Consider the following 21,002-nt stretch of genomic DNA (forward strand, 5'->3'; position numbering starts at 1 on the left):
GATCAGGCCGCTTCTTCCAGCCCGGCATAGCCGCGGGCCTCGAGCTCCTTCGCCAGCTCCGGGCCGCCGGAGCGCACGATGCGGCCAGCCGCCAGCACATGCACATGGTCGGGCACGATATGGTCGAGCAGGCGCTGGTAATGGGTGATGACCAGCGCGGAGAATTTCGGCCCGCGCAGCGCGTTCACGCCATCGGCGACGATCTTCAGCGCGTCGATATCGAGGCCGGAATCGGTCTCGTCGAGGATCGCCAGGCCCGGCTGCAGCAGGGCCATCTGTAGCACCTCGTTGCGCTTTTTCTCGCCGCCGGAGAAGCCGACATTGACGTTGCGCTTGAGCATGTCGTCCGGCATCGAGAGCGATTTCACCGCGGCGCGCGCGAGTTTGAGGAACGCCACGGCGTCCAGCTCGTCCTCGCCACGGGCGCGGCGCACGGCGTTCAGCGCGGTGCGGATGAAGTTGGCATTGCCCACGCCGGGCAGTTCCACCGGATATTGGAAGGCGAGAAACACGCCGGCGGCAGCGCGCTCTTCCGGCTCCATGGCCAGCAGATCCTGGCCGTTATAAAACACCTCGCCGCCCGTGACCTCATAACCTTCGCGGCCCGAAAGCACGTAGGACAGCGTGGATTTACCCGCGCCGTTCGGGCCCATGATGGCGTGGATCTCGCCATCGGGAACCACCAGATTCACGCCGCGCAGAATTTCCTTGTCTTCAATCCGCGCCGTCAAATTTCTAATTTCAAGCATTTTTAGCCCACCGAGCCTTCCAACGATACTGCCAGCAATTTCTGCGCCGGCATTTTTTTAGCCAACGGAACCTTCCAGCGAAACTGCCAGAAGCTTCTGTGCTTCGACGGCAAATTCCATTGGCAATTCCTTCAATACATCCTTGCAGAACCCGTTCACGATCAGCCCCACCGAATCTTCTTCCGAGAGGCCGCGCGAACGGCAATAGAAGAGCTGGTCGTCGGCGATCTTCGAGGTCGTCGCCTCGTGCTCAACCTTCGCCGAGGGGTTCCGGTTTTCGATATAAGGCACCGTATGCGCGCCGCACTGGTCGCCGATCAGTAGCGAGTCGCACTGCGTGAAATTGCGCGCGTTCGTGGCGCCGGGCATGATCTTCACCAGGCCGCGATAGGTGTTGTTCGAATGGCCCGCCGAGATGCCCTTGGAGATGATCGTCGAGCTGGTGTTCTTGCCGATATGGATCATCTTCGTGCCGGTATCGGCCTGCTGATGATTATGCGTCAGCGCCACCGAATAGAACTCGCCCACCGAGCCATCGCCCTGCAGGATGCAGGACGGGTATTTCCAGGTGACGGCGGAGCCGGTTTCCACCTGCGTCCAGGAGATTTTCGAATTCTTGCCGCGGCACGCGCCGCGTTTGGTCACGAAATTATAGATCCCGCCTTTGCCCTCGGCATCGCCGGGATACCAGTTCTGCACGGTGGAATATTTGATCTTGGCGTCATCCAGCGCCACCAGTTCGACCACGGCAGCATGCAACTGGTTCTCATCGCGCATCGGCGCGGTGCAGCCTTCCAGATAGGAAACACTCGCACCTTCCTCGGCGATGATCAGCGTGCGCTCGAACTGGCCGGTATTGCGCGCATTGATGCGGAAATAGGTGGATAGCTCCATCGGGCACCGCACCCCCTTGGGGATGAACACGAAGCTGCCGTCAGAGAACACCGCGGAGTTCAGCGCCGAGAAGAAATTGTCGCCGACCGGGACCACCGAGCCGAGATATTTGCGCACCAGTTCAGGATGCTCGCGCACCGCCTCGGAGATCGGGCAGAAGATCACGCCGGCTTTCGCCAGGCTCTCGCGGAAGGTGGTGGCGACCGACACGGAGTCGAACACCGCGTCCACCGCCACGCCGGCCAAAGCCGCGCGCTCATTGAGCGGAATGCCGAGCTTCTCGTACATCGCGATCAGGTCGGGATCGACCTCGTCGAGCGATTTCGGTGCCGGCCCGGACGGGGCGGCATAATAATAAAGATCGTCATAGTTGATCTTCGGGTAGGAGACGCGCGCCCAGACCGGCTCCTCCATGCTCTTCCAGGTCTCGTAGGCCTTCAGGCGCCAGGCGAGCATCCATTCCGGTTCCTGCTTCTTCGCAGAAATCAGCCGGACAATCTCTTCGTTGAGCCCCTTGGGGAACTCTTCCATGGCGATTTCGGTGGTGAAACCGTATTTATATTTCGAGGCGGTCAACGCCTCGACGGTTTCACGGGTTTCGGCAACAGCAGGCATCAGGCGACCTCATTGAAGGATGCAGTTACGGGCGGGCGCGGCGCGCGGCGCACCGCGGCGGCCATGTCGGCAAGGCTGGTGTTCGCGAGTGCATTGCGCACCGCGTCGTTCACCGGGTCCCAGCGGCCGGCCATCGGGCACAGCGCGAGGCTGTCGCAGCCCACCGCGCCGTCGACGCAGGAGGTAAGCGCGATCGGTCCGTCGACCGCCACGATCACCTCGGAAATGGCGATCTCGTTCAGCGGACGCCCCAGGCGGTAGCCGCCATGCGCGCCGCGAATCGAGGTGACGAGCCCCTGCCCCGCCAACGCTTTCAGCACCTTGGCGACGGTCGGCTCGGGAATGCCCACCGACGCCGCGATCACCGGCGACGTCGCGACGCCTTGCACGGCGTTCAGCCGTACCAGGACGACCACGGCATAATCGGTCAGACGGGACAATCTCAGCATATGCGCTCCGATACAGGACCTGTTTGGTCCCGATTGTCAAATGGGCCACCGCCCTCGGAACGTCAACCCATTTGCGCGACCAGACCCGGCAATTCAACCGCTTTATCGATGGTATGGCTGCCTTGCGCTTTCCCATACCCCCAGCTCACGAACACGCTCGGCACGCCGAGCCCGGCGGCGGCGGCGATGTCGTTGGCGTGGTCCCCGACCATGACCGCGCGCTCCGGCGTGGCGCCCAGCGCCTGCAGCACCGCTTCCAGGTGCTTGGGGTCCGGCTTGCGGTAGGGCGTGGAATCGCCGCCCACAACGACGCGGAAATACGGCTCCAGCCCCAGCAGCGCCAGCACGTTGCGGGCGGCCACCACCGGCTTGTTGGTGCACACGGCGAGCGGATGGCCGGCATCCTTCAGCGCCTCCAGGGCCTCGACGATGCCGGGATAGGGCGCCGTCTCGACCACAACATTCTCCTCGTAATCGGCGATGAAGGCGGCGACGTGCACGGCCTCCGCCACGCGGCCCCGGGCCGCGAAGCCGCGTTCCACCAGCACCTTGGCGCCGTCGCCGATCATGCGCCGCACATCGGCCACGCTCAGCTTCTCCAGCCCTTCCGCGGCCAGCACGCGGTTGAGCGCGGCCCTTATGTCCGGGTCGGAATCGATGAGAGTGCCATCCAGGTCGAACACCACAGCGCGCATGAAATACTCCGTCATATCAATTGATTTGCTAAAGCAGGTTCGCTTTGGCTCACGGAACCTGCTCCAGGTCTTTGTTTAAACGAGCAACTTTATCCGACCTCCACGCGATCGGATGTTGCTCTAGGCTTTGACACGGAGCGGCGCCGGACGCTACCGGCGGATCGCAATTGAGAGGGTACAAATCCATGTGCGGTATCGTGGGCGTGGTGGGGAACGGACCGGCGGCGCCGCTGCTTCTCGACGGTCTCAGGCGGTTGGAATATCGCGGTTACGACAGCGCCGGCATCGCCACGCTGGTCAATGGCCATATCGAGCGCCGCCGCGCCGAGGGCAAGCTCGCCAACCTGGCCGAGGCGCTGGAGACGCGGCCGCTGCCGGGCGTGACCGGCATCGGCCATACGCGCTGGGCCACCCATGGCGCCCCCACCGAATCGAACGCGCATCCGCACGGCACCGCCCGTGTCGCCGTGGTGCATAACGGCATCATCGAGAACCATGCCGAGCTGCGCGCCGAGCTGGAGGCGGCCGGCCAGATTTTCTCGACCGAAACCGACACCGAGACCGTGGCCCAGCTGCTGGACCTGCTGCTGAGCCAAGGGCTCGCCCCGGTCGACGCCGCCAAGGCCGCTTTCGCGCGGCTGGAGGGCGCCTATGCCCTGGCGCTGATTTTCACCGGGCACCCCGAGCTGATGATCGGCGCGCAGCGCGGCGCGCCGCTTGCGGTGGGGTTTGGCGAGGCGGCGATGTATCTCGGCTCCGACGCGCTGGCGCTCGCCCCCCTCACCCGCAAGATCGCCTATCTCGAAGACGGCGACTGGGTGGTGGTGACGCGGGAGAGCGCTGCCTTCTTCACCCGCGACAATGCGGCCGTGGAACGCGCGGTGAAGCTGACCAACCTCACCGGCGCCTCGATCGGCAAGGGCAATTTCCGCCATTTCATGGAAAAGGAGCTGCACGAGCACCCGGTGGTGATCGGCGATGTGGTGCACCGCATGATCGACGCCGGCACGCGACTGCCGGTGCTGCCCGACCTGCCCTTCGACCTTGCCGCCGTGCCGCGCCTGACCATGAGCGCCTGCGGCTCCGCCTATTACGCCGGCCTGACCGGCAAATTCTGGCTGGAAAGCCTGGCCCGGCTGCCGGTGGACGCGGACGTGGCGAGCGAATTCCGCTACCGCGCGCCGCCGCTCACCCAGGGCGGGCTCGGCCTGCTTGTGAGCCAGTCCGGCGAGACCGCCGACACGCTGGCGGCGCTGCGCTTTATGCGCGCCGAGGGGCAAAAGATCCTCTCCGTGCTCAACGTGCCGGAAAGCACCATGGCACGCGAGAGCGACACCGTGCTGGACACCATCGCCGGGCCGGAAATCGGCGTCGCCAGCACCAAGGCGTTCACCGCGCAGCTCACCGTGCTGGCCGTGTTCGCGCTGAAAATGGCGCTGGCGCGCCGCGCACTGCCCGAGGCGGAAATCGCCCGGCTGTGCGGCGTGCTGCTGGAAATTCCCGCCAAGGCGGCGGAAATTCTCGCCGATGACGCGCCGATCCGGCGGCTGGCGATGCGCATCGCCGAGGCGCGGGACGTTTTATATCTGGGCCGCGGCACCTGCTATCCCATCGCACTCGAGGGCGCGCTCAAACTGAAGGAGATCAGCTACATCCATGCCGAGGGCTATGCCGCCGGCGAGCTGAAGCACGGGCCGATCGCGCTGATCGACAAGGCAGTGCCGGTCATCGCCATCTGCCCCTCAGGGCCGCTTTTCGAGAAAACCGCCTCCAACCTGCAGGAGGCGGCGGCGCGCGGCGGGCAGATCGTGGTGTTCTCGGATCAGGCCGGCGCGGCCAAGCTGCAAAATATCGCCGCGGAGACGATCATCCTGCCGGAAATCGATCCGTTCGCCGCGCCGATCCTCTATGCCATCCCGGTGCAGATGCTCGCTTACCATGTGGCGGTGCTGAAGGGCACGGACGTGGACCAGCCGCGCAACCTCGCCAAATCCGTCACCGTGGAGTGAACGGGCGCCGCGGCGTCGAGCTGTTCGCAGATAAAAATGTTGGTGATTATCCCCTTGACGCAGGTAAGCAATTTTACAGATGGTTTGCAGTATAACTTTCTAGAAAATCGATAGCATCCATGCTATCGGCATAAGCATGATCAGTAGCAAACCGGTTGCTTCCCTTATTGCCGAACTAAACGATGGTGATGAAACGGAGCATTTGGAGGCTAAAAGCATAGAGTCTGGCACCCTGGGGGCGTCCGTCTATGAGACCGTATGCGCCTTAAGCAACGAGCCGGGGTTAGAAGGCGGGACCATTCTGCTTGGCGTCGAACGCGAACAAATGAACTTGTTCCCTCAATATGTCGTGGTGGGTGTTGGTGATGATCCCGACAAAGTCAGTTCTGATCTGGCGAGCGGATGTGCCACCAAGTTCAACATTCCGGTTCGTGTCGATATCTCTAGGGAAAAAATAGGCAGCAAGATTGTTGTCAGAGTAGATGTCCCGGAGCTAAACCCGAGCCAAAAGCCTCTTTATTTCAAGGGGCAAGGTTTACCACGCGGCGCGTTTCGTCGGATTGGACCGACTGACCAACGTTGCACGGACGACGATCTCGTTGCTTTCTTCCAATCTAAAGCGCAAGATTCGTACGATTCGTCCATCATTGATTCGGCTTCTCTGGAAGACATGGATCAAGAAGCGCTTTCTGCATATCGACGGGCCAGGGCCGAAGCGAATCCTGTTGCTGAAGAGTTAAACTGGCCTGACGACGAAATGCTTCATGCTCTGGGTGCTGTTGCCAAGCGCTCGGATGGCTATCAAGTTACCGAAACAGGCTTGTTAGTTTTCGGGAAAAGCTCGGCTCTCAGGAGAATTAGCCCCGCCCATCGAGTTGATTACATCAGGGTTCAGGGGAAAGAATGGGTCTCTAATACAGAGCACCGCTTTGATTCCCTTGATCTACGAGGGCCGTTGGTTTCTCTCATCCCGAGAATTATGGCTACCATTCTGGATGATCTGCCGAAAACCTTCCGCGTAGAGGATAGATCAGGAATGAGAACGGACATGCCGGTCCTTCCGCTCCGCGTAATTCGTGAGGCGGTAGTAAACGCTGTCATGCACAGAAACTACCAAACGGCACAACCCATTCAAATACTTAGATATTCTAACCGCCTTGAGATCAGAAACCCGGGCTATTCCCTTAAATCACAAGAACGCTTTAGTGAGCCAGGGTCTGCTTTGCGCAACCCTCACATTGCTGAAATTCTTCACGAAACTCGCTTTGCCGAGACAAAAGGTAGCGGCTTAAAGGTGATGAGGGAGGTGATGGCGCAGCATGGCTTGTCTGCACCAACATTTAGCTCCAATCGAGATGGAGATGAATTTTCTGCTATTTTCCTCTTCCACCACTTTTTGTCAGAAAAGGACTGGGAGTGGCTGGCTCACTTTAAGAGCTACAGCCTAACCGAAGACCAAATGCGCGCCCTCATTTTTGTTCGAGAAGTGGGGGCTATTGATAACTCGTCCTACAGGAGCGTTACGCAAGCAGACACGTTATCCGCAAGCAAGAGTTTGCGCCATCTACGTGAGCTGAACATTTTAGAAGACAAAGGCAGCGGCTCTCGCACGTATTATGTTCCGGGTGGCGTACTTCATTCCATACCGGCTAGTGATGATGTTAACATGGATGCCAACATCATCACTAGCGAATTAAAGCGCCGACTTTTAGGGCCGTCAGATTTACCTGCCCCCCTTAGGTTGAAATTGAGCAGGTTTGGAAAGCGAGTTCTACCAGAGGATATGAAAGCGTTTATTATTGATTTGTGCCATTGGAAGCCATTATCGGCAGAAGAAATTGCCTCGGTATTGGGGAAGACGGCAAATTACGTCTCAAGTAAATATCTCTACTCAATGGTGAGAGACGGAGTTCTCGTTCATTTGTATCCTGAAATGGTGAAGCATCCAGGTCAAAAGTACATCGCCAAGGAGGCTAAAGATGCAAAGAATGACGCTGAGTGAGGCTTTAGTGGCCGGACGATTGCCTGACTTTATCGCTCAGGAAGAGGCGCGCGGGATAGGCCCAGCCGATCACTATCAGTTTGACCAATTAGTGAAGATGGTTGCCGCGCCTCCGAAGACCTACATCGACGGCTTCATTGACGGATGGCTGGCGATCACGCAGGAAAAACCGACCGACCGCCAAATCGCCATTGCATCACACCACATCAGTCCAAACGCAACATATCAGGATGGTTACGAGCAAGGCCGCGCCATTGCTGGCGGGAAATAAGACCGACTAGCAATTACTCAAAGCACCCCTATCAGAAGATCAAGCATCGCATTCTCCATATGGCGATGGTTCGACCGGAAAGTAAATTCGCCAAGGTAGCGTTCCATGTGCTTGCCCGAAATGTGGATATGGGTCGAACGAACAGAGGCTTTGAACAGCCGCCAGAAGCCTTCAACCGAATTAGTCGAGAACTTCACCCCATCCTCAGTTTTTGCCCACTGCTTCGCGCCGTGCTTCACAGCGCCGTGTGTGTATCCGGCGCCTTTCAGTAAGTTGTAAGAGATCAGCTCATCTGTCGAAACGGTCGAGCCTTCCTCAACATTACGCAGAACCACATTCCGCAGCGTCGTAGTCTGAGTGTTTGGGATGACCTCGGCAATCATCTTGCCGCCACGCTCTTTCAGACCCATCACGATGGTTTTGCCAGCAGCGCCACGGCCACGCTTGCCGGGGCGATAGCCGCCAACATAGGCTTCATCAATTTCAACATGGCCTTGGAGCATTTCGATGCCGTTGGCCTTTGCCATCAGGTCACGAATTTGCTGGCCCATCCGGTAGGCGGTTTTGTAGGTGACGCCCAGCGTACGCTCCAGCTCTTTTCCGCTCACGCCGTGACGCGTAGCGATGAACAGATACATCGCGTAGAACCACAGTTGCAGGGAGGTACGGCTATCCTGAAAGATAGTACCCGCGCATGGGTACAGATGGTCACCACAACGGGCGCAGGAATAAGCCTTGCGGCCTTCCAGGCGGTGGAACGTGGCGTCCTGGTTGCACTTCCGGCAGACGTGGCGAAGGCCGTAACGCACGCTCATGACGTGCTCTAGGCAAGCGTCATCCGAAGGGAACTTTTCGAAGAACTGACGGACTGTGAGTTTGCTTGCCATACGCCATTAGTAGAACAAACCGCTTACGTGTGTCAAGGGGATAATCACCAAAATGTTTGCTGATAGGCAAAAAAATTGCAACGGTTGCAAATCGACTTAAAGTTGATACGATCCGGTTATATTCAACCAGAGGGAGATAACCATGGCTGATCGTATCATCGGCGGCACGGTCAATAGCGACGGCACCATCAAATACGGGAGCGAGTTCAGCGTTAGCCGGACCACAGAAGGACACTATGTTATCGCCTTTCGTCCAGGCTTTGCACAAGTCTCCGGCGCGTCTGCGACGCAAATTTTTCCGGATGACGGGAACACACGTGACAACGTTGTTATCATCCGGTTAACCCCTAGCGAGCTCTATCTCAAGACCGGCGATAGCAATGGCAATGCCAAAGATCGCAATTTTTCTTTCATCGCCACCGGCATCGGTAGCGTTGCTGCGGTTGAAAAAGACTAACAGCCTACGTCCTTAGGGGGACCGTAGCGGTCCCCCTTGAGGTCCACCCAGTCGGCCAAAAATCATCGGAAATGCCCTGCGGGCTTAGCGTTTCAGCGAGTTCGACACATGACCATGAATCCAGTTACCGAAACGGGATCGTTACTCCAACCTGATCGCCTTGAAGGACAGATCGGCGGCAGCAACGCCAGCGGCGCGTCGGTCAATATGTTTCGCGGTGACGTGATGGCGCCGCTAACAATCGCGAGTCTTCCCGGATTTCAGGATGTCGCGATCACTATAACCGCAGTCAATGAAAGTAACATCTTCCGCGCGGCGAAGCTCGACAATGCGGAGGCGCCCGCTTCCATCCTCGGCTTAGGTTGGTCACTTCCAAGAGAGCGCATCCTGGCGCTCGGCAAGCGCTCTCTCGACATTGCGAGTGGCAGTTACTGCGTCGAGAACAGCGGCAAGCTCTTTCCCCTGATCCTGATCGAGAACCGGGGCGAGACCTACCTATTCGCCACAAATGCCCTGCCATTATGGCAATTCCTCTATGAGCCAGGCAACGAGACTTGGACAATTACTATGCCGGATGGCGGCCGGCGCCGCTATGGTGAGCGCCTGGTCGCTGGAGCCTGCGAATGGGGGCTATCCTGGAACGGCTGGATCGGTGCCAGCACGGCGCCCAATGCTGCCCCCTATGCTGTGGCATGGAATCTGGTGCGAATTGAAAATTCCTGGGGCGTGGGACTTGCCTACGGCTATGTCGCCGACACGCTGCCGGTCGGCACGAGCGGCTTCTACACGCGGGCCACCTATCTCTCGAGTATCATTGACGACCTCGGCCAAGCGGTGGAGCTGCACTACGCCGATAAGGAAAATTACGAGTGGGTGTGCCCGCATCTCCACGGCGGCCAACCCGACGCCGCCTATCAGGACCGCTATGAAACGAAATTCCTCGATCATGTGGTTGAATACAGCAGCTGGGCTTCCCGCACGATCGCACGCACGCTGACGTTTGATTACGCCTTCGTCAATTTTGTCGATCCCGCCCAAAAATTCTACAGAAAACGCCTTCTGGTAGCCGCCCACTCGGCAAGCAATGGGATAGCCAACGGACCTCCGACGCTCTTCGCCTACAACACCGATGCCAATGCGGCAGCGCCCGGCGCCCTCGCCGAAATTCTCAATCCTGCCGGCGCGAAATTCCGCTACCAATACAAAAGGATTGCGCTCAACTCGTCCAATAACGCCTACTTCAACAAATCACTGACGATCGAGCCGCCGGTTGGCTTTCAAGGTGCGCGGCCCTATGTGATGCCATCTGACTCTTACATGGCGCTCACGTGGCTCGACAAAGTGCGCGGCACGCTCGCACTTCAGATCTACAACTTTGGCGGTGCCTGGAGCGCGCCGTGGATGCCATCACAGCCAATCAAGGGGGCTTTCGACGCCGACGGCATTGTCTATGCCCAGACCCAGAATCTGTTGGCACTGTTTGTTCCGCCTCTCTCCGGTACCGCTGTGGGAACCGCGCTCTTACTGCTTCTACGGCGTGATCCCTACCAGCTCAATGCCTGGCGCATGGAGCAGATCAACATTCGTTTGAGGACGAATGTTGACCAGGCCCGCGCCAGCTTGGTCGCGGGCGATAATTTCATCGCTCTCGCGATCGCCGGCCAAGGCGATTTCCACATCTTCGACTTTGATCCGGCGGCACTAACCTGGAAAAAGACGAGTTTCACTCCCGGTGGCGAGAACGTGGTCGTGGCGACCGATGGCAGCCGGCTCGTGATTGGCGCGTTCACCGCACCGAGTAGAAGTCTTTCGATCTCACTCTACTCTCGTGCTCTCGATCGCTCCTGGTCACGTACCGCTGACCCGATCAGCAAGCCCGGCGTCGCCTGGAACGATAATTATGTCGGCAGTTTGCTTAATTGCGGCCCGCACTTTGCCGCGGTTACCTACGTCGACGGCACCGGCGGAAAGCTGACGCTCCTCGAATGGAATGCTGCGGGCCAGTTCGCTGGCGAGCGCACGCATCCGGCAACGTCCGCCTATACCTCCATTTCGCAGTCGGTGGTCATGAATGGCCCGCGCGTCTTCCGCTATGACGCCGGCGCCTGGAAGGCCTTCACATTCGCGGAGAGTCCCGAGGCATCCTATGCGATCGGAGAAGATTTTGCGCTACGCACAATGCCGGTTGGCGCGCCTGCGGTCACCCTGATCCGTTACCAGCCGACGAACGGCTCATGGATCGGCGAGGGTCTCGCCGGCGCCAATGCCGCTCTCTTCCCGCCGACGCTGGCAGGTAACGTCATGACTTGCGGCACCAAGGTCTACCGGCGCCAACCCGACGAGACCTGGCAGCATATCGCCGACCTCTCGACCTCGGGCGACCCGGCAACGCTGGTGAACCGTGGCAACTTCGTGATCTACGGCGAGAACCTACCAAACGGTGCCAAGCAGGTCGTCGTTCTGCTGCTCGGTGATGCACAAAAGGTCGAAACAGTCCGTTTCGGCGACCAGAAATTCGGCGGTGGGGCAGAGTGGTTCTCGGCGGCTGCCTGCGCCGGCCTACGCGCTTTCGCCACTTATCCCAAGAATGTCTCGCCGCTTGCACCGTCCTCGCTCGTTCTTCACCGAATCCTCGATAACAGTCTGGCAGAGAGCCAGACCGATGATGTTATCGGCACTGTGACAACCGATGACGGTTATCAGAAGACCTATATGGCCTATGATTACGACACGGTCTCGGCGCTGTTCGACCCAACGGGCCAAGTGGTGCAGTATCCACACGTTACCGAGTTCCTCGTTGATGCTGGGGGTAACCCCGTCGGTGGATGGACGGAGGCGACCTACTATAATGGCCTGCCCATCGCCGATAACTCAGACCTCAACGATTATCACAGCCTGATGACAGGCCGTGAATACGGCGTGAGCGTATTTACCGCTGAGGGGTTGATGATTTTTCGCCGCAGGACCGAGTGGCGCGGGCTCAGCTTGGCGCATGGCGATGCCTCGAAGGTTGGGGTGCCTTTCCCGGCGGCGATGCCGGTTATTCGCGCCGTAGTCGCGACCAATGGCCTCCTCAGACTGTTCACAATTGAGGCTTCTGTCGCGGCGGCATTCGATGTTGGGCGGATTCCGCCGTCAGTGGCGGCCGAGTTCGCCGCGGCCGGATTGCCGCTTGAACCAAGTGCCACGGTGGCGGTCGTGCGGCCCAGCATCTCCTGGCGCATCTTCTCGGGCGATTACGTCTATGCTGCGCGCTTCACGCCGCTCGGCGCCATCGAACTCACCAGCGAGCTGTCGCGCCGGCGAGACCAGGCCTATGACGATCAAACCGGAGCGCTGATCGAGCAGTCCACGACAAATCGCACCACAGACGGCAAGACAGAGACGATCACAAGTCGCCTCACTTACGCATGGACGCTGCCGCAATATGCCGGGATGCTCCAGACGCGGCAGTTCGGTGCCGTGGCCGAAACCAGGCTTACCAACGTCACGCACGCCACGACGATCGCCTCAAGCATCACTACCTGGGGTAATGAGTGGGGCGCACCCGGCGCGCCCTTCGATGCCATTGCCGAATATGCCTGGAACGGTGCGGGTGAATTGGCGCCAGCCTTCAACTTCGCCGATCCTTCCGCCAATACGCAATGGGTCCGTAGCACGGAGGTGGTCAGTCGCGCAGCGAGCGGGATCGCCTGCGTCTCGCGCGATGCGCTCGGCGTTCCCACGAGCCAGATCCTTGATGTCTCCGGCGTACGTCAAATCGCGACCTTTCAGAACGCCGATATTGGCCTGCGCAACGACGGCAACCTCGTAGATCCGGAATGCTCCTATGTCGGCTTTGAGGATTATGAAAGACATGGCCCCTGGCGGGCGGGCGATGGCGGGACGATCACGCGTTTGATCACGACTGAACGGGCGCATACTGGCCGCGCCTCTCTGAAGTTGTCATCCTCCTTTAATGCGCTGGGCATCCGAGCGAGCCTTTCGATCCAGCCGGGTACACAGCAAATTGCGCTCAACTATTGGCTCTTGAATGACTCCAGCACGAGATCTTCGAGTGGGTTCATCATCCGTTTCACCGGCGGAGCGACCCACGAGATTCCGTTCGATACGACTGGCGACGGCTGGCAGCGTTTCCAATGCACCGTAATGGTGCCCGCAGGCGAGAGCAGCCTAACCATCGAAGTATCGAATGCCGGGGCGCAAAGCCCGGCATATCTCGACGATCTCATGGTTCTGCCACTGCCCGGCAGCGCCGAGGCGTGGGTCTATGATGCCGACACCTTGCTCATCACCGCGCAGCTCGACGCCAATGCCGCGACCACCCTGTCCTATTACGACGAAAGTCACCATGCGCTTGCTTCTACCAATGCCCGCGGCCAGGTGATTCAGCTGGCAAGCGGCGGCTACTCGCGGCAGATTACGGCCGGTAGTGCCTTCGACCCGGCGCGCCCGAACACGTCGCTGGTCGTCACTTCAGCGACCGGGGGGACCTTCGATACACTTAAGGATAACAGTTGGCGCCAGAACTGGACGCCTCTGCCAGCTGCGGCGTGGACTCTTGAGCCTGCCACAGCCCTGAGCGGCCGCCTCATGCTTCTCACCGACGGGCCGGCGAGTCTCACCTGGGCGAACGGCATCGCTGCCAACGGCATCGTCTGTCGCCTACGGGTTACCCCACCTTCTGCCGGTTGGCGTGCTCACGCGGGCCTGCGCATCGCCGGCGTCGGCGCCGTCGAATGGGATCCCACAGCAGGTGTCTGGCGCATCCTCGATGTGGGCGGCGCTGAACGTGCAAGAACCACCCAGACCAAACTTGAAGCCGCGGAATGGCTCCTCACGCGCACCGGAACGACGCTTGCTCTGTTCCTCGACGGGCAACCGATCATCGCGGCAGTGCTCGGCAGCGCCCCGGGACCGATTGAATTTTTCTGCGACGCAGCCGCCGGGCTCAGCCTCAGCGGTCCCGCCGTTCTGCTCGCCACGGCGATCACCCTCGATTTCAGTGATGGCCTTGCGACGACGTTCCAAAGTCAAAGCTTCGACGAAAACGGCGCGACAGCGCAGGCTACACTCAAGGACGTCCTCGGGCGGCAAGTGGTCACCACCAAACCAATGCGCTATGACGACGGCGTTCCGGGACTGCGCACCGGTCTCGTTGCGGGCTTCGATTGGTCAAGCGGCGCGATGAGCGGCGAGATCGCGCGCTATTATGACGGTCGCGACGGTCGATCCAACGACCAAGAATACCCCTATACGCGTGTGCTACTCGAAATGTCGCCGATCGACCGTCAGCGCGCCATGGGGCAGGCCGGTCTCATTCATGCGATCTACCCTGGAGCGGCGCATTTCACCGAGACGCCGACCATTACCAACCTGCCCAACGATCTTGGCGAGAGCGTCCCACCCGCAATTTTCATCGGTAACGAGACACGTGATGCTGACGGCTCGCGTACGCGTGCCTTCATGGATGATCGCCTGTCTGAGTTTCATCGGCGCTTTATTGCGCCCCTTCGCTTCGGGCCTTCTGAGCGTCACAGCGCGCGCCGGTTCAATGCGCGGGGGCAGCTTACCACGATGCTGCCGCCGATGGCCCTCACGACCGGAGATGCTGCCTATGCGCAGACTCGCTCCGCCGATCCTCTCGGCAACATCTTGCGCACATACTCCTCAGATTGTGGCGAGATACGAAGCATCTACGATAGCCTTGGCCGCGCCCGTTTCACGCTTGTCGCTGATGGCGTCGGCAAAGGGGCCAATGGCGCCGATCGCCTCGTCTATATGCGATACGACCCGCTCGGCCGCGTTTTCGAATCGGGCACGATCGACCACGTCTGGGATCCCGTCCTGCTAAAGCGGCTCGCTGACACCGACTGGCCTACTGACGGTCGCTGGGAGGCCCGCATCACATGGGATTGCTTCGCGACAATCCCACCTTGGAGCACCGATCCCACGAACACGATCGGCCGCACTGTCGAGTTCCGCCGTCAGCAGATCGATGAAACGGTGTGGACGCAGCAGAACGCCTACGACGCCGATGGCAACATCATCAGCATCTCCCAGAGAGTCGGGGAGCGTCGTCGTACCCAACATTATGCCGTCAACGCCATGGGTGAACTCGCCAACCTGACTTTCGAGACCGACACCCAGCCGGTGGTCGTGACCTACCGGAGAAACCTCCAGGGGAAAGTGGTCGCGGTCGGCGACGCCAACGATCCCGCACGCTGGGCAACCTACAGCTACACGGCCACCGCACTCCCGGCGGAGGAGACACTCAACGTCTCGGGCCAAGCGCCGTTGCGACGGCGCTTTTCCTATAATTCGCTCGATCTTTTGACCGAAACGGAGAGCGCGGCTTTTTCCGAAGCGCTAAGCTATTGGGAAAAACCGGGGGTAGACGGCGCGACATATTTCGAGGGTCAGGTTGCCAGGGCCGTTTTCACGCCGGGACCCGTAGCAAGCGCGGCCGGCCTCACAACGGATGATTGGTCTAATGCCTACGACGCCGCCGGTAATATCTCGGCAGTGGTCCATAAGGATGGCGCCCTGCGCTCGATGGGCAGCGTCGGATCACCGATTAGCTACGACGCCAATGATAACATGCTCGCCCTCACCGAGCGCGGCGAGACGCGGCTCTTCACCATCAAGCCTGGCACCAATCAGCTAGTCGGCATGAAGACGGCGACGGAAGAGGAGACTTATCAGTATAGTCCTGGCGGCAACCTGATAGCGGCCACCGGCCGCCGCAACGAAACCCTCTCCTACAATCTCGTCGACGGTTTAGTGAGCGAGAGCCTCAAAGCGGATGGCTCCCGTTCTACCATCGACTATGGGACGGGCGACGAGCGTGTCCGTACAACGCAGTTCACGGCGGGAACCGCGCCCGGGGCTGACACGCATTATCTTCATTCAGCTGACGGCAAAGTCCTCGCCGAAACTCGCTCAGATATCGGCAACATGATCTACATTCCGGGGCCGTTCGGCTTTGTCGCGGTGCTCGACCCCCAACTAACGCCAGGCTTCGTCATTAGAGACCGCCAGAACTCGACACGCCTCGTCATGGCGGAGGACGGCAAACTGCTCGCGGGTTATGCTTACGATCCCTTCGGTAGCATGGCGCAAGCACCAGTAGGGCCGTGGGCGGATCGCGTGCGCTATCTCTTCATTGGCCAGGAATACGATCCGGAGACCGGACTCTACAACCTCAATGCGCGACTTTACGACCCGGTCACGCGACGCTTTCTTTCGCCCGATCCGCTGCGTTCAACGGCGAGCCCCTACCCCTACGTTTCCAACATCCCCTTCCAAGCCAGCGACCCAACCGGGCTCATCGCATTTCTCTTGGCGCTTGCGATCGGCGCCGTTGTCGGCGCTGTCTTGGGCGGCGGCGTCAGTGCGCTCACCTATGCCGCGCAAAACGACTGGAAAGTCAAGGATTGGGGAGGATTCTGGAAAGAAGTCGGGATCGGCGCTGCCGTCGGTTTTGTCACGGGGCCCATCAGCGTTCTGACCGGCGGAGCGGCGACCGCAGGTCTCGTCACCGCTGCCGCTGCCGTCGGCGGACGTGTCGCGACTTTTGCCGCAACTACGGCCGGACGGATCGCCGTCGGCGTGGCCAGTGGCGCCATCAGCGGGGCCGCTGCTGGCGCCTCGGGCCAAGTGGTCGATAATGCAATCCGTGGAAAAGACGACCTGTTCAAGAATGTCGGCTGGAGCGTGCTTGCAGGGGCCGGGATCGGCGCGTTGTTTGGCGGAGCCACATCGGCATTCTACTTTCCAGGGCCACGCGGCCCGGGCGTCGGCAATCAGGCGGGGGGTGATCGATACGCTGCCAAATTCATGAACGCCGGCAGCATGGTCAGGAGTCCGCGGGCCCCCACAGGCGCAGGTACGCCCATTCAGACCAACTCGTTCGTCACATGGCGCGATGTGATGCAACTCGCACCGCGAGGAACACCCAATCGCTTTAAAACGACGCCAAATATAAACTTTGGCCTGGGGTACAGGTCCAACGGTGTCCCGCGATCGGTGCCGGGATCAGCGACCAATTTCGAAGTGCGCTTCCACAGCCCGCAAACTAATATCCCGGCGCTGCGGGGCGGCCAGTATTGGACAGCAAAAGTCAACTACGGCACCAACAGCAAAACGTTAGGAAACAATATGCTACACGAAGGCGGAGCCTTCCACACCAATACGCCTGGAGCGGGAAATTTCACCGAGACGCATCTGCGCTTTCGCTTCTGGTCCTGGACTTGAGGGGCCCGCTACTGACATTGCGCCTTCCAGCATAGGCAACCTGGCGGCTCTTTTAGCTCTCATTCGTAATGCGTGATATTTCAGGCTCCAAGATAGGAGCAAACATTTTTGTACGAATGAGAGTCTCGATAGGCCCTTCTCGTTCACCTCAGGAGCAAACTAATTTCTGAACCGAACTCTTCTTCCATAGAAATTTCAATGTCTTATTGCGCCATCAGGAGTAAGCTTTTTTGTCACCACACACGAGCGCGCGCGCGCAAGGTGAAGATCCGCGATCTGGGTGCGGGGGTTTAACGCGGACTTCCAGCGTCGCCTGACTGCGGTTGGTGCCAGTGGGAAGCGTGGGACCAAGCACCGCGGCTTCCGGGGGCGTTGGGCGCCTGCGTTGACCGAGATCATTTTTGGCCGTGGGCTGGCTTGGTATGAATTGGGCTCCGCTGCACGCCTCGGATGCGATCCAACGTCATAAATGGAGGATTAATGGCACCAATCGAAAATCCTCCTCGATCTGCGCCCCCCTTTTCCCCCGCGCAGGCCACTGTCGTACCTCCTGGCCATCCCGAATTCCGAACCTTCGACCGTATCCTTCGGGCAATCGCGGCGAGGGCCACTCAAGGCATTTCCATGCGCGTCATCTTCGAGGCGTGGTCGCAATGGGCCGCTCAACTGGGAATAGCACCTGGGAAACAGCTTGAACTTGCAATCCTCGCCTGGCTTGAGGCGGCTCGTTTCTGCCTTTCATTTCCGGCGTCAATGGGAGGTTCCTCCGATCCCCGCCTGAGCGAGCCGTCGGAAGATCGCCGTTTTTCTGATCCTGCATGGTCCATTTGGCCGTTCAACATGTTCGCCCGCTTTCATGTGATGACCGAGGCGTGGTGGCTCGAGGCCGTGCACGATGTGCCCGGTCTGACGCGACGAAATGAGGAGGAGATGCGGTTTTTGATGCGGCAGGCCGCCGATTGCATCTCACCTGCGAATATACCCTGGCTCAACCCAACGGTCATCCTGCAGACGGGGCGCGAAGGCGGGTTCAACCTTGTTCGCGGTGCGAAGAATTGGCGAGAAGATATCGGCCGGCAATTGGCCGGTGCGCCACCCGCCGGCGCCGAGGCATTCGAGATCGCCCGAGACGTGGCCATTACGCCAGGCAAGGTCGTCTATCGCAACGACCTCATGGAGCTGATTCAGTATCTGCCGACAACCACGATGGTATTTCCCGAGCCCGTCCTGATCGTTCCCGCATGGATCATGAAATACTACATCCTTGACCTCAGCCGGGATGACTCGCTGGTACGCTGGCTCGTCGCGCACGGCCACACGGTTTTCATGATCTCGTGGAAAAATCCGGACGCGCGCGACCGCAATATCGGCCTCGACGATTATCGGCGTGACGGCGTGATGGCCGCGTTAAACGCCGTTACCAAGATCGTGCCAGACGCGAGGGTGCACGCTTGCGGCTATTGTCTCGGCGGCACGATACTCGCGATCGCTGCGGCGACGATGGCACGTGATCATGATGAGCGACTGGCCAGCATGACGTTGCTCGCGGCGCAGACGGATTTTGCCGAGGCTGGCGAGCTGATGCTGTTCCTCAACGAGCGACAGGTCAGCGTTCTTGAGGATCTGATGTGGGATCAGGGGTACCTCAGCACACGCCAGATGGCGGCGGCGTTCCAGGCTCTGCGCTCGAATGAGCTTGTTTGGTCTCGGCTGGTGCGCGACTACATTCTTGGAGACCGAGAAAAGATGACCGACCTCATGGCCTGGAATAGCGACCAGACACGCATGCCAGCCCGAATGCACAGTGAATACCTCCGCGGGTTGTTCCTAGAAAACCGTCTTACCGCGGGGAGATTCGCGGTCGAGGGGCGCGTGATCGCGTTGCGGGACATCCGCATACCGATCTTTGTCGTCGCAACCGAGCGCGACCACATCGCGCCATGGTGGTCCGTTTACAAGATCGCCCTCTTCACAGATACCGCACTGACTTTCGCGCTGACAACCGGCGGACATAATGTCGGCATCGTCAATCCACCTGATCGAGATCAGGGCTCTTGCCGGATCCAAACGAGGCAGGAAGGAGAACGTTACATCGACCCCTACAGCTGGTATGCTCAGGCATCCCGACGGGCAGGCTCCTGGTGGTCCGAGTGGCAACGATGGCTGGTCGCTGAAAGCGCCGTTGCACAAGTTTCACCCCCATCGATCGGCCAGCCGGATGCCGGATTGCCACCGCTCGCCGACGCGCCCGGAACATATGTGCAGATGCCGTAGACAATTGGGAAGGCGAGAATAACCATCCTCCTGCACCGGAGATCGCACACGTGTACGGAACCCCTCATTGCGGTTGTGGTGGCCTGCCCCCTTAGAAGCACGCCATCCTTGACGTAGTTGTTTAGGTGGAGGTGTTGAATGCCGCGGAAGATTTATAAGCCCGAAGAGATCATTGCGAAGCTTCGCCAGGTCGAGATTTTGACCTCACAAAGCAAACCGACGATTGACGTGACCGCCATGCCGCAGTACCACCTTGCCAGCCTTCAGATCGAACAGCAGTTTATCAAGCGCATAGTCTGCACCGTCATGCGCTAACTCTTCTTTGAGGGGTTTGACAGCAGTCCAGCTTGGCGCCTCGATAATTAACCGCCGGCTATCATGCAAACGTCCCCAAGCTTACGGCAAGGGATAATGAAGTGCTTAGGAAATGGGCGCCCGTTGCGGTGTTGGTCGGTTTTACGGGATGCGTCTCACTGCCGCATGTTGATCCAGATCGAGCTTGCACTATTCCCACGTCGAGCGAACCGGCAGCCCTCTCCGTCATGGAGAAAGAGAATGTCACTCTGACAGGAACGTCATTCGTACCTGGGAACAGGGTTCAGCTTCTGATCAACGGTCCTCAAAGCTTCTTGGCAATGCAAAATGCGATCGAAACGGCGCGGGATCGCATCGAGATGGAAAGCTATGAATTCAATGGTGCAGCCGCTCGGCAATTCAGTGCGTTGCTTCTGCAGAAGCAAGCGCAAGGCGTACAGGTATTTCTAATCTATGACGCTTGGGGCGCGATGGACACGCCGGCAAGCCTATTTAGCGAATTGAGAAAGGCAGGTGTACACGTTCTCGAATACAGTCCGTTCGATCCACTAAAAATGACGTCTCTGGATTTAAACAAACGAGATCACCGGAAGATGCTGATCATCGATGGAAAAACGGCGATCGTCGGCGGTGTAAATGTGTCGCCCGTCTATGAAAACCGGCGGAGGCCCGGTGGGATCACCGCATCTAAGCCGGACGAACTACCGTGGCGGGATACGGACGTCCAAATAGACGGCCCTGTGGTGCAGCTCTTCGAACGATTATTCCTGAAGACATGGCAGGAGCAGAAAGGGCCCGCACCGCTGCCAGTGGTCGAGCCCGCTGTGGCGCCGGTGGGAAACGAGAGGGTGCAGGCAATTGATGGATCGCCACGCGACGGCAATCCAGCCATCTATGAGTCCCTGCTCACCGCCATCGCCGCCAGTCGGAAATCCGTACATTTGACGACTGGTTTTTTTGCGCCGCCTCCAGACCTTGCGGAAGCGCTAGAATGTGCTGCAAAACGAGGGGTGGATATAGAATTGATCGTACCAAGCCGAAGCACCAGCAATATCACCGTTGCAGCAGGACGCTCTCATTACTCTTCCTTGCTTCGGGCTGGCGTGCAGATTTATGAACGCCAGGGCGT

13 protein-coding genes are annotated in these 21,002 nt (G+C 59.4%); 8 read left to right on the forward strand and 5 right to left on the reverse strand.

The window, feature by feature from the left end; all coding sequences use genetic code 11:
* Nucleotides 1-2 precede the first annotated feature (2 nt).
* From sufC to gph, 4 genes are all read right to left on the reverse strand, one after another.
* Entirely contained in the window at nt 3-749 is a 747-nt protein-coding gene (gene sufC / locus VNC39_RS00290; protein ID WP_325395010.1) for a Fe-S cluster assembly ATPase SufC, read from the reverse strand.
* 57 nt (nt 750-806) lie between these two features.
* The gene (gene sufB / locus VNC39_RS00295) at nt 807-2,258 is read right to left on the reverse strand and encodes a Fe-S cluster assembly protein SufB (protein ID WP_325395012.1); all 1,452 of its coding nucleotides are present in this window, start codon (nt 2,256-2,258) and stop codon (nt 807-809) included.
* A complete protein-coding gene (locus VNC39_RS00300; protein ID WP_325395014.1) occupies nt 2,258-2,707 on the reverse strand; it encodes an SUF system Fe-S cluster assembly regulator in 450 nt (149 codons plus the stop codon). The genes sufB and VNC39_RS00300 overlap by 1 nt, the downstream gene beginning before the upstream one ends.
* Nucleotides 2,708-2,769: 62 nt before the next feature.
* On the reverse strand, nt 2,770-3,402 hold the full coding sequence (gene gph / locus VNC39_RS00305) for a phosphoglycolate phosphatase (RefSeq protein ID WP_325395016.1): 633 nt from the start codon (nt 3,400-3,402) through the stop codon (nt 2,770-2,772).
* A 185-nt stretch (nt 3,403-3,587) separates the two neighbouring features.
* Between gph and glmS the strand changes: the two genes are divergently transcribed.
* The 3 genes from glmS to VNC39_RS00320 all read left to right on the forward strand — a co-directional run bounded on the left by glmS (nt 3,588) and on the right by VNC39_RS00320 (nt 7,684).
* Complete coding sequence (gene glmS / locus VNC39_RS00310; RefSeq protein WP_325395018.1) at nt 3,588-5,411, forward strand: glutamine--fructose-6-phosphate transaminase (isomerizing); 1,824 nt, start codon at nt 3,588-3,590, stop codon at nt 5,409-5,411.
* A 136-nt stretch (nt 5,412-5,547) separates the two neighbouring features.
* Nucleotides 5,548-7,413, forward strand: coding sequence for an ATP-binding protein (locus tag VNC39_RS00315; RefSeq protein ID WP_325395020.1), 1,866 nt, complete (start codon nt 5,548-5,550; stop codon nt 7,411-7,413).
* A complete protein-coding gene (locus tag VNC39_RS00320) occupies nt 7,400-7,684 on the forward strand; it encodes a hypothetical protein (RefSeq protein ID WP_325395022.1) in 285 nt (94 codons plus the stop codon). The genes VNC39_RS00315 and VNC39_RS00320 overlap by 14 nt, the downstream gene beginning before the upstream one ends.
* Nucleotides 7,685-7,701: 17 nt before the next feature.
* Here the strand turns inward: VNC39_RS00320 and VNC39_RS00325 are convergent, their stop codons facing one another.
* Nucleotides 7,702-8,571, reverse strand: coding sequence for an IS1595 family transposase (locus VNC39_RS00325; protein WP_325395024.1), 870 nt, complete (start codon nt 8,569-8,571; stop codon nt 7,702-7,704).
* A gap of 142 nt (nt 8,572-8,713) precedes the next feature.
* On the opposite strand from VNC39_RS00325, the gene VNC39_RS00330 reads away from it, so the two are divergent.
* From VNC39_RS00330 to VNC39_RS00350, 5 genes are all read left to right on the forward strand, one after another.
* Nucleotides 8,714-9,028 (forward strand): hypothetical protein, encoded by a 315-nt coding sequence (locus VNC39_RS00330; protein WP_325395026.1) that lies wholly within the window; start codon nt 8,714-8,716, stop codon nt 9,026-9,028.
* 108 nt (nt 9,029-9,136) lie between these two features.
* Nucleotides 9,137-17,284, forward strand: a complete 8,148-nt coding sequence (locus tag VNC39_RS00335; RefSeq protein ID WP_325395028.1) for an RHS repeat domain-containing protein — start codon at nt 9,137-9,139, stop codon at nt 17,282-17,284.
* A 480-nt stretch (nt 17,285-17,764) separates the two neighbouring features.
* Nucleotides 17,765-19,558, forward strand: coding sequence for a PHA/PHB synthase family protein (locus tag VNC39_RS00340; RefSeq protein WP_325395030.1), 1,794 nt, complete (start codon nt 17,765-17,767; stop codon nt 19,556-19,558).
* Nucleotides 19,559-19,696: 138 nt separating this feature from the next.
* Nucleotides 19,697-19,873, forward strand: coding sequence for a hypothetical protein (locus VNC39_RS00345; protein WP_325395032.1), 177 nt, complete (start codon nt 19,697-19,699; stop codon nt 19,871-19,873).
* 227 nt (nt 19,874-20,100) lie between these two features.
* Nucleotides 20,101-21,002: phospholipase D-like domain-containing protein (locus tag VNC39_RS00350; protein WP_325395034.1), on the forward strand; the 902-nt coding region annotated here is incomplete at its 3' end.

The sequence above is a fragment of the Acidocella sp. genome, assembly GCF_035535915.1.
Taxonomy (GTDB): Bacteria; Pseudomonadota; Alphaproteobacteria; order Acetobacterales; family Acetobacteraceae; genus Acidocella.